Consider the following 24,756-nt stretch of genomic DNA (forward strand, 5'->3'; position numbering starts at 1 on the left):
CGAAGAAGAGCGGCTCGAGCCGACAGGCTCCTGTGTTCGGCATCTTTTGGGCGCACCGCCGGACGCAAAAAGCCGCCTCGCGGCGGAGCGCAGCCTCTTCGCCTCTTCGCGCCTTCGCGTGAAAAACTCTACCCTGCCGTTGAACCCGTCCCCGCTTCGCTGTCGCCCCCCAATGCGCGGAACAGCGTGATTCGCGTCTGCGCGAGCAACAGACGGGTCGCGATTTCGCTTTGCCGCGCCGAATACAGGCTGCGCTGCGCGTCCAGGCTGGCAAGGAAACTGTCGATCCCGCCCCTGTAGCGCGCCTCGGCCAGCGTCGCCGTGTCGGCGGCGGCTTCGCGATTCGCCGCCGCGGCGCGCACCCGCTCGGCGATCGTGCCTTGCACCGCAAGCGCATCGGCAACTTCGCGAAAGGCGGTCTGGATCGCCCCTTCATAGCTAGCGAGCGCGGCGTCGCGCTGTGCCTCGGTTACCGCCACTCCGGCGCGGCGCCCGCCGAAATCGAAAATCGACGCGCTCGCATCTCCCCCCGCCGACCAGGCGAAAGCGCCGCCGTCGAACAAGCTCGATAGCGCGTCGCTTGCAAAGCCGAGCAGGCCGGTCAGCGATATGGTCGGAAACAGCCGCGCGCGCGCCGCGCCGATATCGGCATTGGCCGCGCGCAGTTCATATTCGGCCTCGATCACATCGGGACGGCGCAGCAAGATCGCCGAGCTGACGCCCGCGGGGGGTGCGGCGATGCTGTCGACCGCATCGGCAAGGGTCGCGGGGAGCAGCGCCCGATCGACGGCGCCGCCGACGAGCAGCCGGATCAGGTTTTCGTCCTGTGCCAGCGCGGTGGTTTGCGCGGCGATCGCGTCCTCGGCGGTCGCGAGGATCTGTTCGGCCTGGCGCAGATCGGTGCGCGGCGCGATGCCGCCGTCGAGCCGCGCCCTGGTCAGCCGCACGCTCTCGCGCGCATTGGCGGCGGTGTCGCGCGCAATCGCCAGCAGGTCTCGGTCGGCGCCATAGCTCGCCCACGCATCGGCGAGGTCGCCGATCAGCGCGAGCCGTACCGTGCGCGCCGCCGCCTCGGTCGCCAGCGCGCGATTGCGTTCGGCCTCGGTCGCGTTGGCGAGTCGCCCGAACAGGTCGAGCTCGAAGCCGGTGACACCCCCTTGCAGCGAAAAATCCGCGGTGCCGGTGCGTCCGTCGCTGTCCGAATAGCCCGCGCCGGCGCTCGCGCCGATCGCGGGAAATTGCGCCGCGCGCGTCACGCGCACCTGCGCGCGCGCCGCCGCGACATTGGCATAGGCCGTACGCAGGTCGCGATTGTTCGCCAGCGCCTGTTCGACCAGGGCCTGCAACCGCGCGTCGGTGAGGATCTGTTTGTACGACAGCAGCGGCAACGCCGCCTCGCTCGCCGCCAGATAGGCGTCGCCGACCGGCCAGCTTTCGGGCACCGGCGGCGCGGGAAGCACCGTTTTCGGCGCGAGCGAGCATCCGGCGAGGACGAGCGGCGTCAACAACAGCAAGGCGCGCCTCATGCCGGCACCTCCTGCGCGTCGCCGCTCTTGCCGAAACGCCGGCGCAGCGCCTCAAGCCCGTCACGCACCCCGCGCCGCACGAGCACGAAGAACAGCGGGATGAAGAAGATGGCGAGCAGCGTCGCGGTCAGCATCCCGCCGATCACCGAGGTGCCGATCGCGACGCGGCTGTTCGCGCCCGCACCCGTGGCGACCGCGAGCGGCAGCACCCCGAAGATGAAGGCAAAGCTGGTCATCAGGATCGGGCGCAGGCGGATGCGCGCGGCGGCGATCGCCGCCTCGATCACGCGCTTGCCCTTGCGCTCCTCCTGTTCGGCGAATTCGATCATCAGAATCGCATTCTTCGACGCGAGGCCCATCGTCGTCAGCAGCCCGATCTGCATATAGACGTCGTTTTCCAGCCCTCTCAGCGTCACCGCGAGCACCGCGCCGACGAGGCCGAGCGGGATGACGAGCAGCACCGCGACCGGAATCGACCAGCTTTCATAGAGCGCCGCAAGGCACAGGAAGACCACGAGCAGCGACAGCGCATAGAGCAGGGGCGCCTGCCCCGACGACAAGCGTTCCTGGAAAGAGGCGCCCGCCCAGGCGACGCTCGTGCCGGGGATATCGGCCGCCATTCGCTCCATCTCGTCCATGGCCTCGCCCGAACTCACCCCCGACGCGGCCTGCCCCGAAATTTCATAGGCGGGTACGCCCTGAAAGCGCGATGTCGTGCTGGGTGTCGTCGACCAGCCGATATGCGAAAAGGCGGAAAAAGGGGACATGCCGCCGTCCGATGAGCGCACGAACCACTGGCTGAGGTCGTCGGGGCTCGATCGATATTGTGCGTCGCCCTGGACATAGACGCGCTTGACGCGCCCCTTGTCGATGAAATCATTGACGTAGCGGCCGCCCCACGCGGTCGACAGCGTCGTATTGACGTCGCTGTTCGACAGGCCATAGGCGGTCAGCCGCTGCGTATCGATATCGATCTTCAGCGTCGCGACATCGGGCAGGTCGCTCAGCCGGACCGAGGTCAGCTTCGGATTGGCGTTCGCCATTTCGAGCAGCCTGTCGCGCGCCGCGGCGAATTCATCGGCTGACATGCCGCTGCGGTTCTGGAGCTCCATCGTGAAGCCCGACGTATCGCCCAGCCCGCGCACCGCACCGGGAACGAGCGCGAAAATCTGGGCATCGCGGAGGCCCGAAAGCGCCTTTCGCGCCCGCTGCGCGATCGCATCGGCGGTGTTCTCCTGGCCCGGCCGGTCGTCCCAGTGGACCAGGTTGACATAGCCCTGGCCGGTGTTCTGCCCCGACGCGCCGCCCCCGCCGCCGCCGGCGATCAGGAACAGGGCCTGCGTGTTCGCCTTTTCCTGCGTCAGCAGATATTTCTCGACCGCGTCGCGCACCTCGAGCGTGCGTTCCTGCGTCGCGCCCGCAGGCAGGCGGAACTGGACCGCGACGCGCCCCTGGTCCTCGTTGGGCAGGAAACCGCTGGGCAGGCGCCAGAACAGCAGGACGAGCAGCGCGAGCGCCAGCGCATAGATGCCGAGAAACAGCCATTTGCGCTCGACCACCCTTGCGACGCTGCCGGCATAGCTGGCGCTCATCCGGTCGAAGCGCGTGTTGAACCCGTGCTTGGCGCGTTCGTAAACCTCGTGGATGCCCGCAAAGCGGCGGCGCCCCGCATCCCCGCCCCGTTCGTTCCGTGCCTTCGGCTTGAGCAGGGTCGAGGTCAGCGCCGGGCTCAGGATCAGCGCCACGAGCACCGACAGCGACATTGCCGAAACGATGGTGACCGAGAACTGCCGGTATATGACCCCGGTCGAACCGCCGAAAAAGGCCATCGGCAGGAACACCGCCGACAGCACGAGCCCGATCGCGACGAGCGCGACCTGCAATTCCTGCATCGAGCGGATCGTCGCCTCGCGTGCGGTCATGCCGGGATTTTCTTCCATCAGTCGCTCGACATTCTCGACGACGACGATCGCATCGTCGACGAGCAGCCCGATCGCGAGCACGAGCCCGAACAGCGTCAGCGTGTTGATGCTGAACCCGGCGATATAGAAGACGCCAAAGGTGCCGAGCAGCACCACGGGCACCGCGATCGCGGGGATCAGCGTCGCGCGCCAGCTCTGGAGGAACACGAACATAACCAGGACGACGAGCAGGATCGCCTCGAACAGCGCCTTCTGCACTTCGCTGACCGACAATTTGATGAAATTGGTCGAATCATTGGCATAGGCATAGTCGAGCCCTTCGGGCATCGTCTGCGCCAGCCCGTCCATGCGCGCCTTGACCAGCTCGGCGGTCTTGAGCGCGTCGGATCCCGGCGACAGCGAGATCGACATGCCCGCGCCCGGATGTCCGTTGACCCGGGTGATGACGGCATAGCTTTCGGCGCCGATCTCGACCCGCGCGACATCCTTTATCCGCACCGTCGACCCGTCGGACAGCGTCTTCAGGACGATATTCTCGAACTCTTCGGGGGTTTGCAGCCGCGACTGCGCGGTCACCGTCGCGTTGAGCATCTGGCCCTGGGGCGCGGGCAGGCCGCCGACGTCGCCCGCCGCGATCTCGGTATTCTGGGCGCTGATCGCGCTGATCACGTCGCCCGGCATCAGCGATACCGCGGCCAGCCGCTGCGGGTCGAGCCAGATGCGCATCGCGTGCGGCGACCCGAAGACATTGACGTCACCGACCCCGTCGACGCGCGACAGCGGATCCTGGATGTTCGACGTCAGATAGTCGGACACGTCCTGGTTCGACCGCGTGTCGGTGGTATCGAACACCGCGACGAGCAGCAGCGAATCCGAATTGGATTTGGTGACACGCACGCCCTGGCTCTGCACTTGCTGCGGCAGGCGCGAGATTGCCGACTGGATCTGGTTCTGGACCTGGACCTGCGCGATGTCGGGGTCGGTCCCCTTGGCAAAGATGACGCTGATGCGGGCCTGTCCGCGCGAACTCGACTGCGAGCTGAAATAGAGCAGGCCGTCGATCCCGGTGAGCTGTTGTTCGAGCACCTGCGTAACGCTGTTCTCGATCGTTTCGGCCGACGCGCCGGGATAGTTGGCGCGGATATTGACTTCGACCGGCGCGATGTCGGGATATTGCGCGATCGGCAGCGAAAACAACGCCCCCAGCCCGCCCAGCATGACGATGATCGCCAGCACCCAGGCGAAGATCGGCCGGTTGATGAAAATCCGCGACATCGGGCTTTACTCGCCTTTCGCCGCTTTGCCGTCCGCCGCCCCGACCCGTTGCGGACTGTCCGCCGCGACCGGTTTCACCGTCATGCCGCTTCGCACATTGCCGACCCCCTGCGTGATGACGCGTTCGCCCGGCTTCAGTCCCGAAGAAACCACCCAGTTCGCGCCCGAGGTGCGCGTCGTCGCAATCTTGCGCCGCTGGGCCTTGCCGTCCTTGTCGACGACATACACGAAGGCGCTGCCGTCGAAATCGCGCTGCACCGCCTGTTGCGGCACCAGGATCGCGTCGGGCTGGATCGCCTGGTCGAACAGCGCGGTCACGAACATGCCGGGCAGCAGCAGTCCCTTGGGATTGGGAAAGCGGGCGCGCAACGTCACCGTCCCGGTCGCCTCGTTCACCGTGACTTCGGAAAATTCGACCGTGCCGACCGCGGCATAGTCGCTGCCGTCGTCGAGCCGCAGGCGCACCTCGGTGCTGCCCGGTCGGGTGCCGCCGGTCGCGAGCGAGCGGCGTAGCGCGGTCAGCTCGCTCGCCGACTGCTGCATGTCGACATAGATGGGGTCGAGCCGCTGCACGACCGCGAGCGGATCGGCCTGGGTCGCGCTGACAAGCGCGCCGGGCGTTGCCAGCGAACGGCCGATGCGGCCGCCGATCGGCGCGGTGACCGTCGCGAAGCGCAGGTTGATCCGCGCGGTATCGAGTGCGGCGGCGTTTTGCGCGACCGCGGCCCGCGCGATGCGGGCGGCGGCGAGCGCGTCGGTATAATCCTGTTCGGCGATCGCCTGCATCTTCGCCAGCGGCTCGTACCGCTTCGCCTTCTCTTCCGCGGCCGCGGCATTGGCCCTGGCGCTCGCCAGATTCGCTTCGGCCTGCGCCACCGCGGCGCGATAGAGGCTGGCGTCGATCTGGAACAGCGGCTGACCCGCGCGCACCAGGCTGCCTTCGGTGAACAGCCGCTTGCGGATCAGCCCGGTCACCTGCGGCCGGACCTCGCTCGTTTCATAGGCGACGGTGCGCCCGCCGAGTTCGGTCGTGATCGGCACCGCGGCCGTGGCGACGGCGACGATGCCGACTTCGGGCGTCTGCGCCCCGCGCTTGCCGTCATCGCTGTCGGCACAGGCGGTCAGCAACGCTATCAGCGCGCACAAGGCTCCGGTCAGCAGCGGCGGCCTGGAATTGGGCATGGTCGATATGTCTCGTGTCGATCCGCGGGGAGGGGGCGGAAGATTTGGCCCTATTCAACGGATTGCTGCGTCGCTGGCAAGGGGAATAGCCCGTTTGCGACAAAGTGCGACAAATTTGTTCGCCGCCTTTCGCCAATGCATCAGCCCGGAACGAGCAGGCCGCGGCTTGCCTGCACCTCGGCGTCGAGCCAGTCGATGAAGGCGCGGACGCGCGGTTGCGGCGCGACATCGCGGTGGAGCGCGAGCCAGAAGCTGCGGCGGATCGTCTGGCCGGCGCGTACCCGCGCCAGCGCGGGATCGCCCGCGGCGAGGAAGCAGGGGAGCACCCCGACCCCGGCCCCGCCCGCGATCATCCGCCGCTGCGCAAGAATCGACGAGGATCGCACCCCCGCGCGCAGTCCCGGCTCGATCTCGCCCAGATAATCGAGTTCGGGGGCATAGAGAATATCGGGGACATAGCCGACGATCGGGATCGCGGCGCGCGACAGCGGCGCCGCCTCGACGGCGCGCTGCCAGTCGGTGCTGCTCGCGGGGGCATAGAGGCCCAGGCTGTAATCGGCGAGCTTGCGCGTGATCAGCGGGCCTTTGCGCGGCCGCGCGAGCAACACCGCCATGTCGGCCTCGCGCCGCGAGGGGTTGAGGAAACCCGACGAGGCGACGAGGTCGATCTCGATTTCGGGGTGCGCGGCGATAAAGCCCGCGAGCCGCGGCGCGACGAAGCTGCCGCCGAACCCTTCCGAAACGCTGATCCGCAATTGCCCCGACAGCGCGGGACCGCCGTCTCCCCCGGCCTGGATGCGCGCCGCCGCGGTCGCCATCGCTTCGGCGTGCGGCACGAGCGCGCGGCCCGCCGCGGTCAGAACGAACCCCGCCGGCGCGCGTTCGAACAAGGTCTGCTGCAACTCCGCCTCGAGCCCGCTCACCCGCCGGCTGACCGTCGTCGGATCGACATGCAGCGCCTGTCCGGCGCGCGCAAGCGTGCCGTGGCGCGCGACCGACAGGAAATATTGCAGCTTGTCCCAGTCCATGACCTGCAAATATGCAGCTAAGCCCTGCAAGTCTATCCCTTGCAATCGCGCGCGCCTTGGTCTGTGGCGGACGATAACGACAAACGGGAGATTCGACCGATGCGACAGATCGAACATTTCATCGCCGGCGGTGCCGGCGCCGCGACGCGCAAGGGCGCGATTTTCGACCCCAACAACGGCGGCGTGCAGGCCGAGGTCGCTCTGGGCGACGCGGCGCTGCTCGACAAGGCGGTCGCCGCCGCGAAGGCGGCGCAGCCCGCGTGGGCCGCGGTCAATCCGCAGCGCCGCGCGCGCGTGATGTTCGAGTTCAAGCGCCTCGTCGAAGCCAATATGGACGAGCTTGCCGCGCTGCTGTCGAGCGAGCATGGCAAGGTGATCGCCGATGCGAAGGGCGACATCCAGCGCGGGCTGGAGGTCGTCGAATTCTGCTGCGGCATCCCGCATGTGCTGAAGGGCGAATATACGCAGGGCGCCGGGCCGGGCATCGACGTCTATTCGATGCGACAGCCGATCGGCATCGGCGTCGGCATCACCCCGTTCAACTTCCCCGCGATGATCCCGCTGTGGATGGGCGCGGTCGCCACCTCGGTCGGCAACGCCTTCATCCTGAAGCCCAGCGAGCGCGACCCGTCGGTTCCCGTCCGCCTCGCCGAACTGATGCGCGAAGCCGGAATGCCCGAAGGGATTTTCCAGGTCGTCCACGGCGACAAGGAAATGGTCGACGCGATCCTCGATCATCCCGACATCGGCGCGGTCAGCTTCGTCGGCTCGTCGGACATTGCGCATTATGTCTATGAACGCGGCGTGCGCGCGGGCAAGCGCGTGCAGGCGATGGGCGGCGCCAAGAATCACGGGATCGTCATGCCCGACGCCGACCTCGACCAGGTGGTCAGCGACCTGACCGGCGCCGCCTTCGGCTCGGCGGGCGAACGCTGCATGGCGCTGCCGGTCGTCGTGCCGGTCGGCGAGGACACCGCCGAACGGCTGCGCGCCAAGCTGATCCCCGCGATCGAGGCGCTGCGCGTCGGGGTCTCGACCGATGCCGAGGCGCATTACGGCCCGGTGGTGAGTGCCGCGCACAAGGAAAAGGTCGAAGGCTGGATCGCCAGATGCGCCGAGGAAGGCGCCGAGCTCGTCGTCGACGGCCGCGGTTTCAGCTTGCAGGGGCATGAGCAGGGCTTCTTCGTCGGCCCGACGCTGTTCGACCATGTCACCCCCGACATGGAAAGCTACAGGCAAGAGATTTTCGGCCCCGTGCTCCAGATCGTCCGCGCGCCCGATTTCGAAACCGCGCTCGAACTGCCCTCGAAGCATCAGTACGGCAACGGCGTCGCGATCTTCACGCGCAACGGCCACGCCGCGCGCGAATTCGCCGCGCGGGTCAACGTCGGCATGGTCGGCATCAACGTGCCGATCCCGGTGCCCGTCGCCTATCACACCTTCGGCGGCTGGAAACGCTCGGCGTTCGGCGACACCAATCAGCACGGCATGGAGGGCGTTAAATTCTGGACCAAGGTCAAGACCGTCACCGCGCGCTGGCCCGACGGATCGCCGGACGGCGGCAACGCCTTCGTCATCCCGACGATGGGCTGAGCGGACCCCCGCCGATGAAACCGCGTCCGGCCATCGGGCATTTCTTTCTTTCAGACGCCGGCACGCCGCCGGCGCCGCGAAGGAGAATGACGATGTTCCGCTGGACCCTCCCCGCCGCCATGCTGATGCTCGCCGCGTGCAGCGGCGGCAAGGACGAGACGCAGCCCGCCGAGACCGTCGACGAAAATGTCGCGGCGCCCGGCGAACCCGCGAGCGCGGTTCCCGCCGAGGGGGCACCCGCCGACGCCGACCTTGCCTACACGCCCGACGCGTCGGCGATGCCGCCCGCGAAGCCCGATGCCGGCATCGGCACCGGCGACATGGCGATTCCGGCTGCGATCCAGGGACGCTGGGCGCTCAAGGCGGAGGATTGCGCCGCGCGGCCCGGCACCGACCTCACCGCGCTGGTGATCGATGCAAAGACGCTGCGCTTCTTCGAATCGGCGGGCGACCTCGCGCATGTCCGCGATCGCAGCGCGAACCGCATCGTCGCCGATTACAAGTTCAGCGGCGAAGGCGAGGAATGGGACCGGCTGATGCTGCTCGGCCTCGCCGACGACGGCAAGACGCTCGTGCGCCGCGACTATGCGAAGGGTGCGGCGGCCGAGCCGCTGCGCTATAGGCGGTGCGTCGCCTGAAGGGCGGCAGGATGAAAGGGAGATAGACGATGGATATCCGCTTGCTGACGATCGCCGCCGCCCTGCCGCTGGCCGCTTGCGCGGCGCCGGGCGAATCGCCCGACGACATGGGACCGCCGCCGCCCGCCGCGATGACCTGCAACGCCGACGCGGTGCAAAGCCATGTCGGCCAGACCGCAACCCCCGATCTCGGCGCGACGATCCTCAAGGAATCGGGCGCGCGCACCCTGCGCTGGGGGCCGCCGCGCTCGGCGATGACGATGGACTATCGCCAGGACCGGCTGAACATCATGTACGACGATGCGTATAAGATTGAGAAAATCACCTGTGGCTGACGGCGACGCGGCCGCGCCTGGCCGCACGATCCTCTCGTCCGCATCGCCCTATGAGCCGCTCTACGGCTACAGCCGGGCGGTGCGCGTCGGCGACCGGATCATCGTCGCGGGCACCGCGCCGATCGAGCTCGACGGTTCGTCGACCGTCGGCGACGCGGGGGTGCAGGCGGCGCGCTGCCTGACGATCATTTCGGAAGCACTCGCGGCACTCGGCGGTGGGCCCGCCGATGTCGTTCGGACGCGCATGTTCATCACCGACCCCGCCGACGCCGACCGCGTCGGCCGCGCGCACGGCGCGATGTTCGGCGACGTCCGGCCCGCAGCGACAATGGCCGTCGTCGCGGGCCTGCTGCGCCCCGAATGGAAAGTCGAAATCGAGGCCGAGGCCGTCGTTGCGGACTCGTCATGCTGACGAAAGTCAGCATCCATTCGGCGCTTCGTCGGGAGGTGCAAAATGCGCGAGCGGCAGCCCTGCGTGTATATCATGGCGAGCAGTCGTCACGGCACGATCTACATCGGCGTGACGTCCGATCTGATGGCGCGCATCCATCAGCATCGCGAAGGCCTGACGCGCGGCTTCACAAGACGTTATGGCGTGAACCGGCTCGTCTTCTACGAAATGCACGAAACGATGGATGCCGCGATCACGCGCGAGAAGCAGCTCAAGGCCTGGAAGCGCGATTGGAAGATCGCCTTGATCGAACAAGAAAATCCCTTCTGGGAGGATTGGGCCGTCCGGCTCGGTTTTTCGCCGCTACCCCAGTTTTGAATGGATGCTGACTTTCGTCAGCATGACGACAGAGAAAAGATGACGATGACCGACCAGTTCCAGCTTACCGACGACCAGCGCGCCATTCAGGACATGGCGCGCAAATTCACCGCCGATGCGATCACGCCCTTTGCGGCCGAATGGGACGAAAAGGCGCATTTCCCGCGCGATGTCATCAAGCAGGCCGCCGAACTCGGCTTTGCGGCGATCTATGTCAGCGAGGAATCGGGCGGTATCGGGCTCGGCCGGCTCGAGGCCGCGCTGATCATGGAGGCGATGGCCTATGGCTGCCCCGCGACCAGCGCTTTCGTTTCGATCCACAATATGGCGAGCTGGATGATCGACCGCTTCGGCGGCGACGCGGTGAAGGCGAAATTTCTGCCTTCGCTCGTCACGATGGACCAGATGGCGAGCTATTGCCTCACCGAACCCGGCTCGGGCTCCGACGCCGCGGCCTTGAAAACGACCGCAAAGCTCGAGGGCGACCATTATGTCGTCAACGGCACCAAGCAGTTCATTTCGGGCGCGGGGGTCAACGACCTTTATGTGACGATGGTCCGCACCGGCGAGCCGGGACCGAAGGGCATTTCGTGCCTCGTGATCGAAAAGGATATGGCAGGCGTCAGCTTCGGCGCCAAGGAACGCAAGCTCGGCTGGAATGCTTCGCCGACCGCGCAGGTGATTTTCGACAATGTGAAGGTGCCGGTCGAAAACCGCGTCGGCGCCGAGGGCGACGGCTTCCGCTTCGCGATGGCGGGGCTCGACGGCGGGCGGCTCAACATCGGCGCCTGTTCGCTGGGCGGGGCGCAGCGCTGCCTCGACGAAGCGGTCGCCTATACCAAGGACCGCCAGCAATTCGGCCAGCCGATTTCGGATTTCCAGAACACCCAGTTCATGCTCGCCGACATGGCGACCGACCTCGAGGCGGCGCGCGCGCTCCTCTATATGGCGGCGGCGAAAGTCACCGCGAACGCGCCCGACAAGTCACGCTTCTCGGCGATGGCGAAGCGGCTCGCGACGGATAGCGGCAGCAAGATCGTCAACGACGCGCTCCAGCTGTTCGGCGGCTATGGCTATCTGAAGGATTATCCGATCGAGCGTTTCTGGCGCGACCTGCGCGTCCATTCGATCCTCGAAGGCACCAATCAGGTCATGCGGATGATCGTGGGAAGGGATTTGCTGAGGCAATAGGATTTCCCCTCTCCCGGCGGGAGAGGGTTGCGAAGACTTGCCGGCTCGCTGGCTAGTCGAAGCTGGGTGAGGGGCGCTGTGCCATCGGAGCGGCAGACCCCCTCATCCAACTCCGCCTAACCGCTTTCAGCGGTAAGGCTCCATATCCTTCTCCCCACAGGAGAAGGTTCGAGAGGGTTTATGACCGAAGACGTTCTCATCTCGACCGACGGCCATGCCGGCCGCCTGTCGCTCAATCGTCCGAAGGCGATCCACGCGCTCAACCTGCCGATGTGCCGGGCGATGATCGACGCGCTGCTCGAATGGCGCGATGACGAGGCCGTCGAAGCCGTCGTCATCGACCATAGCGAAGGCCGCGGCTTTTGCGCCGGCGGCGACATCCGCATGCTCGCGACAAGCGGCGCGCAGGACGGCGCCGACGCGCGCGCCTTCTTTCACACCGAATATCGGCTCAACCACCTGCTCTTCACCTATGCGAAGCCCGTCGTCGCCTTCATGGACGGCATCACCATGGGCGGCGGGGTCGGCATTTCACAGCCGGCGAAATATCGCGTCGCGACCGAGCATACGCGCTTTGCGATGCCCGAGACGGGGATCGGCCTGTTCCCCGACGTCGGCGGCGGCTGGTACCTGCCGCGGCTCGAAGGGCGCGTCGGCCAGTATCTCGCGCTCACCGGCGCGCGGCTCGATGGCGCCGAATGCCTCGCGCTCGGCCTCGCCACCCATTATCTGCCGTCCGAAAAGCTCGCCGAGGCGAAGGCGCGCATTGCCGCGCATCCCGACCGCATCGGCGGCATATTGGGCGAGCTGTCGGTTACCGCGCCGCACGCGGCGGTGATGGATCATCTCGACAAGATAGGCCGCCTGTTCGCGAGCGACCGGTACGAAGATATTCTCGCCGCGCTTGAGGCCGATGGGTCGGACTGGGCGCAAAAGGAGCGCGACACGCTCGGCACCAAATCGCCGCAGACGTGCAAGGTCGCGCTGCGGCAATTGAAGGAAGGCGCGGCGATGCCCGACTTTGCCGCCGAGATGGCGCAGGAATATGCAATCGGCGCGCGTGTCGTGACGATGCACGACTTCCTCGAAGGCGTGCGCGCGCTGATCGTCGACAAGGACAACAGCCCCCAATGGGACCCGCCGACCCCCGAGGCGGTCAGCGACGCGTGGATCGACGCAATTTTCGCGCCGCTGCCCGAGAATGAGAAATGGACCCCGCTACCCTAATTTCGTCACCCCGGACTTGATCCGGGGTCCAGTCAGCCTCGCCGGAATGGATGCCGGATCAAGTCCGACAGGACGACCATCAGGAGATACCGAATGACCTACGAAACCCTCCTCGTCGAACAGCGCGGCGCCGTCACGCTCGTCACGCTCAACCGCCCGCAGGCGCTGAACGCACTCAATTCGGGCGTGCTCGACGAGCTGATCGCCGCCTTCGCCGCTTTCGAGGCCGATGACACCCAGCGCTGCGCGGTGCTCACCGGTTCGGGCGACAAGGCGTTCGCTGCGGGCGCCGACATCAAGGAAATGGCCGATAAGCCCGCCGCCGATTTCTACCTCGAGGATTTCTTCTCGAAATGGACGAGCGACTTCGTGAAGAAGGTGCGCAAGCCGTGGATCGCCGCGGTGAACGGCTTCGCGCTCGGCGGCGGCTGCGAACTGGCGATGATGGCCGATTTCATCATCGCCAGCGAAAAGGCGAAGTTCGGCCAGCCCGAAATCAAGCTTGGCGTCGCCCCCGGCATGGGCGGGTCGCAGCGGCTGACCCGCGCGGTCGGAAAGGCGAAGGCGATGGAAATGTGCCTGACCGGCCGGATGATGGACGCCGCCGAAGCCGAGCGTTCGGGCCTCGTTGCGCGCGTCGTCGCGCATGAAACGCTGGTTGACGAAGCGGTGAAGACCGCGACGACGATCGCAGGCATGCCGCCGATGGCCGCGATGGTGAACAAGGACATGGTCAACGCGGCGTTCGAAACGACGCTCGACCAGGGGCTGATCTACGAACGCCGCCTGTTCCAGATCCTCGCCGCGACCGAGGACAAGGCCGAAGGCATGGCCGCCTTTATCGAAAAGCGCGAAGGCGTGTGGAAGGGGCGGTGATTGCCGGACCTTCGATGAACGACCGGGTGCCCCCGCGAAGGCGGGGGCCCATCGCCGGTCGGTGCCACCTTGCACGGTCGGATGATGGATCCCCGCCTTCGCGGGGATACACGAATTTTTGCACCTGGAGAGTAATATGAAAATCGCATTCATCGGACTCGGCAATATGGGCGGCGGGATGGCCGCGAACCTTGCGAAAGCGGGCCATGACGTCTGCGCCTTCGACCTCAGCGAAGAGGCGCTGACGCGCGCGGTGGAAGCCGGCTGCACCCGCGCCGCATCGGCAGCGGAAGCGGTGACCGGCGCCGAGGCTGTCGTCACCATGCTCCCCGCGGGCAAGCATGTCGCCTCGGTATATGAAAGCGACGTCTTCCCGAACGCCGTGCCAGGCACGTTGCTGCTCGATTGCTCGACGATCGACGTCGCGACCGCGCGGGCGAATATCGAGGCGGCGACGGCCAAGAGCCTCGTCGCGGTCGACGCCCCCGTTTCGGGCGGCATCGCTGCCGCCAACGCGGGCACGCTGACCTTCATGGTCGGCGGCACCGACGAGGGCTTCGCGCGCGCCGAACCGATCCTGGCCAAGATGGGCAAGGCGGTGATCCACGCCGGCGGCGCAGGCGCGGGGCAGGGGGCGAAGATCTGCAACAACATGCTGCTCGGCGCGTCGATGATCGCGACCTGCGAAACGCTCGCGCTTGCGCAGAAATTGGGGCTCGACCCGCAGACATTCTTCGACATCGCCAGCGTGTCGTCGGGGCAATGCTGGTCGCTGACCAGCTATGCGCCGCTCCCCGGCGTCGGCCCGACGACCCCCGCCGACAATGAGTATAAGGGCGGGTTCGCCGCGGCGCTGATGCTCAAGGATCTGCGCCTCGCGATGGAGGCGGCGGCGAGCGTCGATGCCGAGGTCCCGATGGGGTCGAAGGCGCGCGAGCTTTATGAAGCCTTTGTCGCGGCAGACGACGGCGGCCACGATTTCTCGGCGATTATCCGGACGCTCCAGGGCTGACGCGCGTCGCGCCGGGCTGCCACAATATATCGCCGCCCGCTGCGGCATTGATCGCGCGTGTCATCACGAAGAGATGGTCGGACAGGCGATTCAGATAGGCGAGCGCGAGCGGGTTGAGGTCGCGGGTCTCGCCCGCGGCGACCGCGGCGCGTTCGGCGCGGCGCGCGACCGCCCGTGCGAGGTGGAGCCGCGCCGCCGCTTCGGTCCCGCCGGGCAGGATGAAGCTGGCGAGCGGCGCAAGGGTTTCGTTCATCGCATCGATTTCGGCCTCCAGCCGCTCGATCTGGTCCGGCACGATGCGCAGCGCCATGTCGTGCGGGCCAAAGCCATGTTCGGCGTCAGCGGGGGTGGCCAGATCGGCGCCGAGGTCGAACATCTCGTTCTGGATCCGTGCGAGCATGGCCGCTTCCGGCGCGCCTTCGCGCAGCGCCGCGACGGCCAGGCCGATCGCGCTGTTCGCCTCGTCGACATCGCCGACCGCGCCCATCAGCGGCGCCGACTTGGCAATGCGCGACCCGTCGACCAGGCCGGTCGTGCCCGCGTCCCCGGTGCGCGTATAGATCTTGTTGAGCTTGACCATCAGTTTGCGCTGGGCCGGTACCGCATGCGATACGCCCTAGCTGCCCGCGGCGAGCAGCCCGATCAGGACCAGCAGGATGATGGTGATCGCCTGCCATTTGATGCGGGCCATCATCATCTTGTTCTGCAACACCTGGTTTTCGTGGACATTGCCCTCCATCGCCGCGCGATGCCCCTGCGAGAAATAGAACAGGCCGCGCGCGAGCGCGAAGAGAACGAGGCCGGCGGATACGACCACCGCTAGGATGAGCAGGACTTGCATGCCCCCTATTTAGGGATTTTGCAGCGAATATCCAGCCGGAAGGCGTCCCTCGCGCAAATCGGCGGCCAGCGTGCGGCCGTCGACCCCGCCGGCGCGCAGACTGGCGAGCGACGCGACGGCGTCGCGCTTCGCCAGCCGTTTGCCGTCGGGGCCGCACACGAGCGCATGATGACGATAGGCGGGCGTCGGCAGGCCCAGCAGCGCCTGGAGCAGCCGGTGGACATCGGTCGACGCGATCAGGTCGGCGCCGCGGACCACCTGGGTGATTCCCATCGCGGCATCGTCGATCGTGCTGGCGAGATGATAGCTTGCCGGCGCATCCTTGCGTGCCAGCACCACGTCGCCATGCGCGTCGGGCACGGCGGCGCGCATCCCCTGGCCGGCTTCCCCCCAGCGCAGCGGTCCTGCCAGCGCCGAGGCGCGCGTCATGTCGATCCGCCAGCAATGCGGCTCCTCCGCGATCCGCCGTGCACGCTCGTCAGCGCCGAGGTGGCGGCAGGTGCCGGGATAGACGGCCCCCGAAGGACCGTGCGGCGCGGCCAGGCTCTGGGCGATATCGGCGCGGGTGCAGAAGCAGGGATAAACGAGTGCGCGAGCGCGCAGATCGTCGAGCGCCGCGGCATACTCGCCCAGGTGATGCGACTGGCGCACCGGTGCGCCGTCCGGGTCGAGCCCGAGCCAGGCGAGGTCGGCGAGGGCCGCCGCGACATGCGCCTCGCGCGATCGGGCGCCGTCGATGTCGTCGATCCGCAGCAGGAACCGGCCGCCGGTGCGGCGCGCGGCGTCGTGGGCGAGCACCGCGCTATAGGCGTGGCCGAGGTGCATTTCGCCGGTCGGACTGGGGGCGAAGCGGGTCAGCACGGGCGGCCTCGCGAATCCAGATGCAGCGGACAAGGATCGCGAATCATTCCATATATTGTGGCACATGCCCCCTTGACGCCAGAATCCATTGCGGCATGTAATGATGCTGTCACTCGGGAACGGCAGTGGCGCGCCATCCCGCGCAGCATAGGGGGCAGCGTCCAAAAGCCATGTTCCATCCCGATCTTGCCCGGCATCCCGACAATTGTCCCGCGCTTGTCCTCAACGCCGATTATACGCCGCTCAGCTATTATCCGCTCAGCCTGTGGCCGTGGCAGACCGCGGTCAAGGCGGTTTTCCTCGATCGTGTGACGATCGTCGAGAATTACGAGCGCGAGATCCATTCGCCGACGCGTTCGATGCCGATCCCCAGCGTGATCGCGCTGCGCCAATATGTGAAACCGTCGCAGCACCCGGCCTTCACCCGATTCAACCTGTTCCTGCGCGATCGTTTCGCGTGCCAATATTGCGGGTCGGGCAAGGACCTGACCTTCGACCATGTCGTCCCGCGCCGGCTAGGCGGGCGGACGAGCTGGGAAAATGTCACCACCGCGTGCGCGCCCTGCAATCTGAAGAAGGGCGGGCGCACCCCGGCCCAGGCGCATATGCCGATCTATCGCCAGCCCTGGCGTCCGACGAGCTGGCAATTGCAGGACAATGGCCGCGCTTTCCCGCCGAACTATCTGCACGAAAGCTGGATCGACTGGCTGTACTGGGATGTCGAGCTGGAGGGATAACGCCGTCCGCGTTGAATCACCCCTCTCCGGAAGGGGAGGGGCTTGCAAATGCCTCAATCAAAACCGGACAACCCTGGTCACGTGAATCCGAAAGTCGGTCGATTGCTTTCCGACACAAACGTTTGACGGAGGAGAGGATTCCACCCATTTGCAGGGCCTTGCGGTCGGTCGGCCGATCGATTGCGCGGTCAGACGTCGTCGGTGGATGCCAGTTCGGCTACGTCGATCTCTCCGGTCATCGAGGCAACGGTCACCGCGACCGCGGCGTCGCCGGTGACGTTGGTCGTGGTGCGCATCATGTCCATGATCCGGTCGACCCCGGCGACGAAGGCAATCGTTTCCAGTGGAACGCCGACGCTGCCGAAGACCAGCGCCATCATGATCAGCCCGGCGCCCGGAATGCCCGCTGCGCCGATCGCGCCGAGCGTCGCGGTGATCGAGATCATCACATAGTCCGCCCAGTTCAGGTCGACGCCGAAGATCTGCGCCCCGAACAAGGTCGCAAGCCCCAGATACATGGCGGTGCCGTTCATGTTGATCGTCGCGCCGAGCGAAATCACGAAGCTCGACACGCTGGGCGAGACGCCGAGGTTACGCTGCGCGCAACGCAGCGTCACGGGAAGCGTCGCATTCGACGACGCGGTGGAATAGCTGACCGCCATTGCGTCGATCATGCCGTGAAAGAATCCCTTCACTGGCACCTTCGCGAAAAAATGGATCATCAGCGGGTACAGCCCGAAAATGATCAGCAGACAGCCGAGATAATTGAGCCCGACGAGCTTCGCGAGCGATTCGAGCGCGTCGATGCCGAGCACCCCGGCGACCCACGCCATCAGCGCGAAGACGCCAAAGGGCGTCAGCTCCATGACGAGCATCGTCACCTTCTGCATGATCACCGCGCCGCTGTCGAAAATCTTCGCAACGGGCGATCCTTCCTCCTTCGCCATCAAGATGCCGATGCCGATCAGCAACGCGAAGACGATCAGCGGCAGCACCTGGACGTCGGCCATCACCTGGACCGGACTTTCGGGCACGATCGACAGGATCATGTCGGTCCAGCCGGTCGCCGTCGGTTCGGGCACCGGGCCGCGCTCGATGACGCTGGTATCGACGCCGAGCCCCGGCTGGAGGAGGGTGCCCATCGCGAGGCCCAGCCATACGGCGATCTGGCCGGTGACGACGAAGAGCAGCATCGCGCGGCCCCCGACGCGGCCCAGCTTGCGCACGTCGCCGATCGCCGCGACGCCCGACACCAGCGAAAAGAAGATCAGCGGGACGACGAGCATCTTCACCGCCTTGATGAAGAAGTCGCCGATCCACTTGATGCTCGCGGCTTCGGGGCCCCATAACAATCCGGTGCCGATGCCCAGTACGAGGGCCGCAATCACCCGCTGCCACAGGGGAATCCGGAACCACCAAGCCATAAAGTCACCCTTTCACCGCCGCCCCGGCGTCCTGCGATTGTGCGGCCGCTCCGGCGACCATGAAACCACTGGGGTAACAGGGGCGTCCGCGGCGGGCAATCGCGAGTTGGTTTGGACTCTACATAAGGAAGGTTATGGCCGCGCAGGTCGCGGAGCCGACGGCCAGCGTCATCGGAATGCCGGCGCGGAAGAAGTCGACGAAGCGGTAATTGCCGGCGGCATAGACGAGCGTGTTGGTCTGGTAGCCGATCGGGGTCGCGAAACTGGCCGACGCGGCGAACATCACCGCGATCACCATCGGATAGGGATTGACCCCCAGGTCGCGCGCCAGCGCGATCGCAAGCGGCGTGACGAGGATCGCGACCGCATTGTTCGTCACCACTTCGGTCAGCAGCACCGACACGACATAGGTCGCGACGACGAGCGCCCACGGCGGCACTTCGCGCAGCACCGGGGTAAGTTCGCCGACGATCAGCGCGACGCTGCCCGAATTTTCGAGCGCCAGCCCGACCGCGAGCATGGCGAAGATCAACACGAGCACGTTGCCGTCGATCGAATCCCACGCCTCGTCGGCGTCGATACATCGCGTAACGAGGATCAGGCCGACGCCGATGATCGCCGCGACCCCGATGTCCATGATGTCGAAGCTCGCCAGCAGGATGACGCCGAGCAGCGCCCCGATAGCGATCGGGGCCTTTGCGCGGCGAAATTCGCGTTCCGTCGTGGTCCCGACCCCATAGAGGTTCGGATTGCCGTAAAGCTGTTCGATCTGGTCCTCGGGACCGGTCACCAGGATGCGATCGATCGCCTGAACGCGCGCGTTGGGGAGGTCCGGGCCGGGCGTCTTGCGAAAACGCGCGATGCCCAGGATGCGGACGCCCAGGGTCGAGAGGAAGGGGATTTCGAGCAGCCGCCGGCCGATCGCGGGGTGGCTCGGCGCGATCATCGCCTCGACGATCGCCTCGTCGTCCTGGTCGATTTCCTCGCTGCCTGCGGTCAGGCCGATCGAGACATTCCTGTTCGAACGCAGCGATAGAAGTTCCGACAGATCGAGCCGCAGAACCAGGCGGTCGTCGGCCTGAAGCACCTCGTCGGCCAGCCCGGTCCGGCGCAGCGCGGAGCCGCGCTTCAGTCCGACGAGCTTGACGTTCGCGCGCTTGGCGAACGGCACGTCGCCGATCCGGCGGCCGACCAGATTGCCGTCCTTCAGCACGCGCACTTCGGACAGGAAGCTGCGATGCTCCTGGCTGAGTTCGATCTGGCTCGCGCTGTCGTCGGGCAGGAACCGCCGCGCGATCAGGACCAGCGACAAAATCCCCGCAACCCCGGCGACGATGCCGACCGGCGTGATGGTGAAGATCCCGAAGCGATCAAGGCCATTGTCCTCCGCGACGGCCGCGACCAGCAGGTTGGTCGAGGTGCCGATCAGGGTCGTGGTGCCGCCGAGGATCGAGACATAGGACAATGGAATCAGAAGGCGCTTGGCGCTGATTCCCAGCGCGCTCGCCAGTCTGAGCATGATCGGGATCATCACGACGACGACCGGCGTGTTGTTCAGGAACGCCGACGCGAAATAGACGCCAAGGAACATTTCGGCGAGCGCAAGCCGCGGATGGCGCTTCGCGCGCGCGATGATCCGGCTCGCGATCGCGTCGAGCGTACCGGTCCGCAGCAGGGCGCCCGACAGGATGAACATCGCACCGATCGTCACCGGCGCCGAGTTGGAAAAGACCGAGAACAGGTCCTTCCCCGTCAATATGCCGAGGAACAGGAAGGTGCAGGTGCCAAGGATCGCAACGACGGTCGCGGGGAAGCGCTCCATCACGAACCCGACGAACATCAGCGCGAGCACGACAAGGCCGATGATCGCCTGATGCTGGGTGATGAAGGTTTCGGCCGCGGCGATCATCGCCTGCTTATCCGCACTGGGCCCGATGGAGCAGCTTGTGATCGGCGAGCACCAGCGCCATCATCGCTTCGACCACCGGCGCGCCGCGAATGCCCACGCAAGGATCGTGGCGCCCCTTGGTCACGATGTCGGCGGCCTCGCCCGCGCGGTTTATCGTCGGCACCGGGGTCAGGATCGAGCTTGTGGGCTTGAACGCGACGCGCACCACCACCGGCTGGCCGGTCGAAATGCCGCCGGCGATGCCGCCGGCGTTGTTCGACAGGAAATCGGGACGATTGCTCCCGTCGCTTGCCGGGCGCATCGGGTCGGCATTTTCCTCGCCGCGCAGCCGCGCCGCGGCAAAGCCGGCCCCGATCTCGACGCCCTTGACCGCGTTGATCCCCATCATCGCGGCAGCCAGGTCGCTGTCGAGCTTGGCATAGACCGGCGCGCCCCAGCCGGCGGGGACGCCGCTCGCGGCGCATTCGATCACCGCGCCCAGCGAACTGCCCGCCTTGCGCGCGTCGTCCATCAGTGCTTCCCAGCGCTGTGCGGCCGCAGGGTCGGGACAAAAGAAGGGATTGCGGCCGATTTCCTCAAGGTCGAAATTGGCGGGGTCGATCGCATCGCCGCCGATTTCCGCGACCCACGCGTGGATCTGCACCTCCGGTATCACCAGCCGCGCGACGGCGCCGGCGGCGACGCGCGCCGCGGTCTCGCGTGCGCTCGACCGCCCGCCGCCGCGATAGTCGCGAATGCCGTATTTCGCATCATAGGCATAGTCGGCATGGCCGGGACGATAAGCCTGGGCGATCTCGCCATAATCCTTCGACCGCTGGTCGACATTCTCGATCATCAGGCTGACCGGCGTGCCGGTCGTCCTGCCCTCGAAAATACCCGACAGGATACGCACCTGGTCGGGCTCGCGGCGCTGGGTCGTGTGGCGCGACTGGCCCGGACGCCGCTTGTCGAGGAAAGGCTGGATATCGCCTTCGGACAGGGCGAGGCGCGGCGGACAGCCATCGACGACCGCGCCGAGCGCCGGCCCGTGGCTCTCCCCCCAGGTCGTGAAGCGCAGGACGCGTCCGAAGCTGTTGAAACTCATGCGCGCGGCGTCCTGTCCATGAACTCGATACGATTGCCGAAGGGGTCTTCGGTAAAGAAACGGTGCCGGCCGTCGATCACGCTGTCGTCGTGCGTCGTGAAGCCGGCGCGTTCGACGTGGGCGCGTAGCGCATCGAGCGCATCGGTGGCCAACGCCACATGCGCCTTCTTCGCGGGCCGGAAATCGCGCTCCGCACCCAAATGGAGCTGGCGGTCTCCCAGCGCGAACCAGCACCCGCCGCGCGCCGCCATATCGGCGGGCTTGGGCAGTTCGGCGAGCCCGAGCAAGTCGCCGAAAAAGGCACGCGCCTTGCCTTCGCCGCCGACGGGCATCGCGACTTGCACATGATCGATGGCCAAAGCGAGGTCCATGACTCGGCGATGGCGGGATTCGCGCCGCAATTCAAGCGCAACCGGCGGTGCGCGGTCGAAGCGGGCGGGGCCCGCGTCGCCGCACCGCATCACGCCAGCGCGATGTCGGGCGCATCCTCCTGCTTCATGCCGACCGTGTGATAGCCCGCATCGACATGATGCGTCTCGCCCGTGACGCCCGAAGCCAGGTCGCTCAGCAGGTAGAGCGCCGAGCCGCCGACATCGTCGATCGTGACATTGCGGCGCAGCGGGGCGTTGAATTCGTTCCACTTCAGGATCAGGCGGAAATCGCCAATACCCGACGCGGCCAGCGTCTTGATCGGCCCGGCGGAAATCGCATTCACGCGCACACCCTGCGGCCCATAGTCGTTCGCGAGATATTGGACGCTCGTCTCCAGCGCCGATTTCGCGACGCCCATGACATTATAGTGCGGCACGACCTTTTCGGCGCCGTAATAGCTCAGCGTCAGCATTGCGCCGCCGCCCTCGCCCGTTTCGGGATCGAGCGGTTTCATCATCGCCGCGGCGCGCCTTGCGACCGCGGTGAAGCTGTAAACACTGATATTCATCGTCATCAGGAAATCTTCGAGGCCGATGTCGGCATAGTGGCCGCGCAGCGCGTCCTTGTTCGTATAACCGATCGCATGAACGACGAAATCGATCGTCGGCCAACGCGCCGCAAGCGTTTCGAAGGCCTGATCGAGATTCGCCATGTCGGACACGTCGCAGTCGATCAGGAAATCGCAGCCAAGCTCGTCGGCCAGCGGCTTGACGCGCTTGGCCATCACCTCGCCCTGATAGCTGATCGCGAGTTCGGCGCCCGCGCCATGCAGCGACTTGGCGATTCCCCACGCGAGCGATTTGTCGTTCGCCAGGCCCATGATCAGACCGCGTTTTCCTTGCATCAGACCCGTCATTCTTCTTCTCCGGTCTTGGTATTGTCGACCACAATGTCGTCCACGCGGCCAATAGCGTCGTGGCCCAAATCCTCAACCTCGACGAGCGCGGCGTTGAGTTCGGCCCCGATCACCATACCCAATCCGACGAGGTAGAAAAAGAACAGCGCGACCATCACCCCCGCCAGGCTGCCATAGGTGGCGTCGTAGCTGAGCAGCGTCGCCAGCAAGGGCGGCAGGGCGAGCGTTACCGCGATCCACCAGCAGGTGGTGAACAGCGCCCCCGGCCATTTCGGACATTGCTTGAGGCGACGGTATTTCGACGGGGTGAGCGAATAGAAGAGCATGTAGATGGCGAGGAACAGGCCGGCGCCCGAAATCGCCCGTGACAGAAGGACGACGCCCCACGACTGATATTGTTCGGGCAGCACGCGCGTCACGAACTGTTCGACCCCGACGATCAGCACCTGCATGCTGAAGGACAGCAGCATCAGCACCACCGCACCCGTGATGATCCCGATCGATACGATCCGGTAATGAAAGAATCCGCGGCTGAAATGGGTGCCATAGGCACGGCGCAGGATGTCGCGGATGGTCTCGACCAGGCTTCCCACCGTCCACAGCGCGACAAGCGCGCCGAGCCACAGGAACAAGCCGGTCCGCGCCCCCATGACTTCGCGGATCGGCCCGGCAAGCGTGCGCGAAACGGTCGGCGGCATGATAGAGAATACCGCGTCGATCGCGGCTTCGCCGCCGGCGCTTCCCCCGATCAGGCTCAACGCGGCGGCGAGCAGGATGAAGAAGGGAAAAAGCGCGATCAAGGCCAGATAGGCCAGATTGCCGGCGTGAATGAAGCCGTCGCTGTAGGTGCCGACGATTACGCGCCGCATGACCTGGAACGCGCGCGTGCCCGGGCCCAGCCGGTCGCGCCCGCGTTCGATGACACCCTGGGCTGCGGCTTTCAGATGCAGTCGCTTCGCGCGCTCGGCACGCGCCTCGAGCGAGTGCGGCGAATGGCCCTCGGCCAGGAATTCGCGGCCGACCTCGTCGGCGACTTCGCGTTCTAGCGCTTCGGCGGACTTCGTCGGTTTGCCGTCAGCCACGCATCACACGCCGAGATCTGCCCGGACCGCCCGCGGGTCGGTCCATTCGTCCATCAGCTGCGCCAGTCGGGCGTCGTCGGCCGGCACGTCGACCATCAATCGCACAAGCTGGTCGCCACGTCCGCCGGCCTTCTGGGAAAACCCCTTTCCTTTCAGGCGCATGACCTTGCCCGATGTCGAGCCGGCGGGGATCGACACCATCACCGGCCCGTCCACCGTCGGAACCTTGATCTTCGCTCCCTTGACCGCCTCGTTCAACGTGATCGGCAGGTCGAGACGGATGTTCGCGCCGTCGCGCTCGAAAAAGGGATGGCTGCCGACGCTGATCGTCACGATCCCGTCGCCATGTCCGCCCGGTCCGGGCTGGCCCTTGCCCGCGAGCCGCATCTGCGTGCCCGTCTCGACCCCGGCGGGCAATTTGAGGTCGATCGTGCCGCCGTCGGCCAGCGTGATCCGCTGCGTCGCCTGCGTCGCCGCGTCGATGAAGGACACCGCCAGCCGATAGGCGACGTTGGCGCCCTTCTGCGGCGGCGCGGTGCGACCGCCGAACGGGCTGCCGCCACCACCACCGCGCCCGCCGAACAGGCCCTCGAAAATATCGCCGAAATCCGCGCCCTCGCCGCCGAAACCGCCGAAGCCCCCCGCGCCGCCACCGCGCGGATCGCCGCGAAAGCCGCCGCCGCCATAGCCGAACGGCATCGCCGGATTGCCCTCGGCATCGATTTCGCCGCGATCGAATTGCGCGCGCTTTTCCTTGTCCGACAGAAGGTCATAGGCCTTGGTCACGTCGGAGAATTTCTCCGCCGCCTTTGGATTGTCCTTGTTCCTGTCGGGGTGGAGTTCCTTGGCGAGCTTGCGATAGGCGGACTTGATGTCCGTCTCGCTCGCGCTTTTCGACACGCCGAGGGTGGAATAGGGATCTGCCATGTCTCTCCTGTAGCCCGATAAGGTCCCGG

The 24,756-nt window shown here is 66.4% G+C and carries 24 protein-coding genes; 10 read left to right on the forward strand and 14 right to left on the reverse strand.

The features are described from left to right. Window positions 1–128 precede the first annotated feature (128 nt). The 4 genes from AC58D2_RS05190 to AC58D2_RS05205 form a co-directional block, all read right to left on the reverse strand. On the reverse strand, window positions 129–1,526 hold the full coding sequence (locus AC58D2_RS05190) for an efflux transporter outer membrane subunit (protein ID WP_497387980.1): 1,398 nt from the start codon (window positions 1,524–1,526) through the stop codon (window positions 129–131). After that, a complete protein-coding gene (locus AC58D2_RS05195; RefSeq protein WP_497387982.1) occupies window positions 1,523–4,723 on the reverse strand; it encodes an efflux RND transporter permease subunit in 3,201 nt (1,066 codons plus the stop codon). The genes AC58D2_RS05190 and AC58D2_RS05195 overlap by 4 nt, the downstream gene beginning before the upstream one ends. A gap of 6 nt (window positions 4,724–4,729) precedes the next feature. Then, entirely contained in the window at window positions 4,730–5,905 is a 1,176-nt protein-coding gene (locus tag AC58D2_RS05200; RefSeq protein ID WP_497387984.1) for an efflux RND transporter periplasmic adaptor subunit, read from the reverse strand. A gap of 140 nt (window positions 5,906–6,045) precedes the next feature. After that, window positions 6,046–6,933 carry a LysR family transcriptional regulator gene (locus tag AC58D2_RS05205; RefSeq protein ID WP_497387986.1) on the reverse strand — a complete coding sequence of 296 codons (888 nt, stop codon included), beginning with the start codon at window positions 6,931–6,933 and terminating at the stop codon, window positions 6,046–6,048. A 99-nt stretch (window positions 6,934–7,032) separates the two neighbouring features. On the opposite strand from AC58D2_RS05205, the gene AC58D2_RS05210 reads away from it, so the two are divergent. From AC58D2_RS05210 to mmsB, 9 genes are all read left to right on the forward strand, one after another. Beyond that, window positions 7,033–8,526 carry a CoA-acylating methylmalonate-semialdehyde dehydrogenase gene (locus AC58D2_RS05210; protein ID WP_497387988.1) on the forward strand — a complete coding sequence of 498 codons (1,494 nt, stop codon included), beginning with the start codon at window positions 7,033–7,035 and terminating at the stop codon, window positions 8,524–8,526. Window positions 8,527–8,618: 92 nt separating this feature from the next. After that, window positions 8,619–9,164 (forward strand): hypothetical protein, encoded by a 546-nt coding sequence (locus AC58D2_RS05215; protein ID WP_497387990.1) that lies wholly within the window; start codon window positions 8,619–8,621, stop codon window positions 9,162–9,164. Window positions 9,165–9,193: 29 nt separating this feature from the next. Next, window positions 9,194–9,499, forward strand: a complete 306-nt coding sequence (locus tag AC58D2_RS05220) for an I78 family peptidase inhibitor (protein ID WP_497387992.1) — start codon at window positions 9,194–9,196, stop codon at window positions 9,497–9,499. Continuing rightward, a complete protein-coding gene (locus AC58D2_RS05225) occupies window positions 9,492–9,911 on the forward strand; it encodes a RidA family protein (protein ID WP_497387993.1) in 420 nt (139 codons plus the stop codon). The genes AC58D2_RS05220 and AC58D2_RS05225 overlap by 8 nt, the downstream gene beginning before the upstream one ends. Before the next feature lie 42 nt (window positions 9,912–9,953). Further along, on the forward strand, window positions 9,954–10,268 hold the full coding sequence (locus AC58D2_RS05230; protein ID WP_497387995.1) for a GIY-YIG nuclease family protein: 315 nt from the start codon (window positions 9,954–9,956) through the stop codon (window positions 10,266–10,268). 45 nt (window positions 10,269–10,313) lie between these two features. Next, window positions 10,314–11,459, forward strand: a complete 1,146-nt coding sequence (locus AC58D2_RS05235) for an acyl-CoA dehydrogenase family protein (RefSeq protein ID WP_497388570.1) — start codon at window positions 10,314–10,316, stop codon at window positions 11,457–11,459. Window positions 11,460–11,639: 180 nt separating this feature from the next. After that, entirely contained in the window at window positions 11,640–12,686 is a 1,047-nt protein-coding gene (locus AC58D2_RS05240) for an enoyl-CoA hydratase/isomerase family protein (protein WP_497387997.1), read from the forward strand. Between the two features lie 93 nt (window positions 12,687–12,779). Continuing rightward, on the forward strand, window positions 12,780–13,562 hold the full coding sequence (locus AC58D2_RS05245) for an enoyl-CoA hydratase-related protein (RefSeq protein ID WP_497387999.1): 783 nt from the start codon (window positions 12,780–12,782) through the stop codon (window positions 13,560–13,562). Between the two features lie 136 nt (window positions 13,563–13,698). Beyond that, window positions 13,699–14,574 (forward strand): 3-hydroxyisobutyrate dehydrogenase, encoded by an 876-nt coding sequence (gene mmsB, locus AC58D2_RS05250; RefSeq protein ID WP_497388001.1) that lies wholly within the window; start codon window positions 13,699–13,701, stop codon window positions 14,572–14,574. Here mmsB and AC58D2_RS05255 read toward each other — a convergent pair. From AC58D2_RS05255 to gluQRS, 3 genes are read right to left on the reverse strand one after another with little or no spacing between them, the layout of a single operon-like run. After that, window positions 14,552–15,154, reverse strand: coding sequence for a cob(I)yrinic acid a,c-diamide adenosyltransferase (locus AC58D2_RS05255; protein ID WP_497388003.1), 603 nt, complete (start codon window positions 15,152–15,154; stop codon window positions 14,552–14,554). The two genes, mmsB and AC58D2_RS05255, sit on opposite strands and share 23 nt — an antisense overlap. A gap of 36 nt (window positions 15,155–15,190) precedes the next feature. Beyond that, window positions 15,191–15,415 carry an HIG1 domain-containing protein gene (locus AC58D2_RS05260; protein WP_497388005.1) on the reverse strand — a complete coding sequence of 75 codons (225 nt, stop codon included), beginning with the start codon at window positions 15,413–15,415 and terminating at the stop codon, window positions 15,191–15,193. Between the two features lie 9 nt (window positions 15,416–15,424). Further along, a complete protein-coding gene (gene gluQRS, locus AC58D2_RS05265; RefSeq protein ID WP_497388006.1) occupies window positions 15,425–16,276 on the reverse strand; it encodes a tRNA glutamyl-Q(34) synthetase GluQRS in 852 nt (283 codons plus the stop codon). Between the two features lie 170 nt (window positions 16,277–16,446). Here gluQRS and AC58D2_RS05270 point away from each other — a divergent pair, with 170 nt between their 5' ends. After that, the gene (locus AC58D2_RS05270) at window positions 16,447–17,013 is read left to right on the forward strand and encodes an HNH endonuclease (protein WP_497388572.1); all 567 of its coding nucleotides are present in this window, start codon (window positions 16,447–16,449) and stop codon (window positions 17,011–17,013) included. Between the two features lie 188 nt (window positions 17,014–17,201). On the opposite strand, the gene AC58D2_RS05275 is transcribed toward AC58D2_RS05270, so the two are convergent. The 7 genes from AC58D2_RS05275 to AC58D2_RS05305 all read right to left on the reverse strand — a co-directional run bounded on the left by AC58D2_RS05275 (window position 17,202) and on the right by AC58D2_RS05305 (window position 24,727). Beyond that, window positions 17,202–18,437, reverse strand: coding sequence for a dicarboxylate/amino acid:cation symporter (locus AC58D2_RS05275; RefSeq protein WP_497388008.1), 1,236 nt, complete (start codon window positions 18,435–18,437; stop codon window positions 17,202–17,204). Between the two features lie 118 nt (window positions 18,438–18,555). Continuing rightward, on the reverse strand, window positions 18,556–20,346 hold the full coding sequence (locus AC58D2_RS05280) for a sodium:proton antiporter (protein WP_497388010.1): 1,791 nt from the start codon (window positions 20,344–20,346) through the stop codon (window positions 18,556–18,558). A gap of 7 nt (window positions 20,347–20,353) precedes the next feature. Continuing rightward, window positions 20,354–21,430, reverse strand: a complete 1,077-nt coding sequence (aroC, locus tag AC58D2_RS05285; RefSeq protein ID WP_497388012.1) for a chorismate synthase — start codon at window positions 21,428–21,430, stop codon at window positions 20,354–20,356. Further along, complete coding sequence (locus AC58D2_RS05290) at window positions 21,427–21,801, reverse strand: VOC family protein (protein WP_497388014.1); 375 nt, start codon at window positions 21,799–21,801, stop codon at window positions 21,427–21,429. Before AC58D2_RS05290 ends, aroC begins: the two co-directional genes overlap by 4 nt. An 89-nt stretch (window positions 21,802–21,890) precedes the next feature. After that, window positions 21,891–22,718, reverse strand: coding sequence for an SDR family oxidoreductase (locus AC58D2_RS05295; RefSeq protein ID WP_497388016.1), 828 nt, complete (start codon window positions 22,716–22,718; stop codon window positions 21,891–21,893). Continuing rightward, on the reverse strand, window positions 22,715–23,800 hold the full coding sequence (locus AC58D2_RS05300; RefSeq protein ID WP_497388018.1) for a YihY/virulence factor BrkB family protein: 1,086 nt from the start codon (window positions 23,798–23,800) through the stop codon (window positions 22,715–22,717). Before AC58D2_RS05300 ends, AC58D2_RS05295 begins: the two co-directional genes overlap by 4 nt. A 3-nt stretch (window positions 23,801–23,803) precedes the next feature. Continuing rightward, window positions 23,804–24,727: a DnaJ C-terminal domain-containing protein gene (locus AC58D2_RS05305; protein WP_497388020.1), complete on the reverse strand. Its 924-nt coding sequence runs from the start codon at window positions 24,725–24,727 to the stop codon at window positions 23,804–23,806. Between the last annotated feature and the right edge of the window lie 29 nt (window positions 24,728–24,756).

Source organism: Sphingopyxis sp. CR5, assembly GCF_059693785.1.

Coding starts and splice junctions, on each gene's coding strand:
- AC58D2_RS05190 (WP_497387980.1), bottom strand. CDS start 1,526: ATGAGGCGCGCCTTGCTGTTGTTGACGCCGCTCGTCCTCGCCGGATGC.
- AC58D2_RS05195 (WP_497387982.1), bottom strand. CDS start 4,723: ATGTCGCGGATTTTCATCAACCGGCCGATCTTCGCCTGGGTGCTGGCG.
- AC58D2_RS05200 (WP_497387984.1), bottom strand. CDS start 5,905: ATGCCCAATTCCAGGCCGCCGCTGCTGACCGGAGCCTTGTGCGCGCTG.
- AC58D2_RS05205 (WP_497387986.1), bottom strand. CDS start 6,933: ATGGACTGGGACAAGCTGCAATATTTCCTGTCGGTCGCGCGCCACGGC.
- AC58D2_RS05210 (WP_497387988.1), top strand. CDS start 7,033: ATGCGACAGATCGAACATTTCATCGCCGGCGGTGCCGGCGCCGCGACG.
- AC58D2_RS05215 (WP_497387990.1), top strand. CDS start 8,619: ATGTTCCGCTGGACCCTCCCCGCCGCCATGCTGATGCTCGCCGCGTGC.
- AC58D2_RS05220 (WP_497387992.1), top strand. CDS start 9,194: ATGGATATCCGCTTGCTGACGATCGCCGCCGCCCTGCCGCTGGCCGCT.
- AC58D2_RS05230 (WP_497387995.1), top strand. CDS start 9,954: ATGCGCGAGCGGCAGCCCTGCGTGTATATCATGGCGAGCAGTCGTCAC.
- AC58D2_RS05235 (WP_497388570.1), top strand. CDS start 10,314: ATGACCGACCAGTTCCAGCTTACCGACGACCAGCGCGCCATTCAGGAC.
- AC58D2_RS05240 (WP_497387997.1), top strand. CDS start 11,640: ATGACCGAAGACGTTCTCATCTCGACCGACGGCCATGCCGGCCGCCTG.
- AC58D2_RS05245 (WP_497387999.1), top strand. CDS start 12,780: ATGACCTACGAAACCCTCCTCGTCGAACAGCGCGGCGCCGTCACGCTC.
- mmsB (WP_497388001.1), top strand. CDS start 13,699: ATGAAAATCGCATTCATCGGACTCGGCAATATGGGCGGCGGGATGGCC.
- AC58D2_RS05255 (WP_497388003.1), bottom strand. CDS start 15,154: ATGGTCAAGCTCAACAAGATCTATACGCGCACCGGGGACGCGGGCACG.
- AC58D2_RS05260 (WP_497388005.1), bottom strand. CDS start 15,415: ATGCAAGTCCTGCTCATCCTAGCGGTGGTCGTATCCGCCGGCCTCGTT.
- AC58D2_RS05270 (WP_497388572.1), top strand. CDS start 16,447: ATGTTCCATCCCGATCTTGCCCGGCATCCCGACAATTGTCCCGCGCTT.
- AC58D2_RS05275 (WP_497388008.1), bottom strand. CDS start 18,437: ATGGCTTGGTGGTTCCGGATTCCCCTGTGGCAGCGGGTGATTGCGGCC.
- AC58D2_RS05280 (WP_497388010.1), bottom strand. CDS start 20,346: ATGATCGCCGCGGCCGAAACCTTCATCACCCAGCATCAGGCGATCATC.
- aroC (WP_497388012.1), bottom strand. CDS start 21,430: ATGAGTTTCAACAGCTTCGGACGCGTCCTGCGCTTCACGACCTGGGGG.
- AC58D2_RS05290 (WP_497388014.1), bottom strand. CDS start 21,801: ATGGACCTCGCTTTGGCCATCGATCATGTGCAAGTCGCGATGCCCGTC.
- AC58D2_RS05295 (WP_497388016.1), bottom strand. CDS start 22,718: ATGACGGGTCTGATGCAAGGAAAACGCGGTCTGATCATGGGCCTGGCG.
- AC58D2_RS05305 (WP_497388020.1), bottom strand. CDS start 24,727: ATGGCAGATCCCTATTCCACCCTCGGCGTGTCGAAAAGCGCGAGCGAG.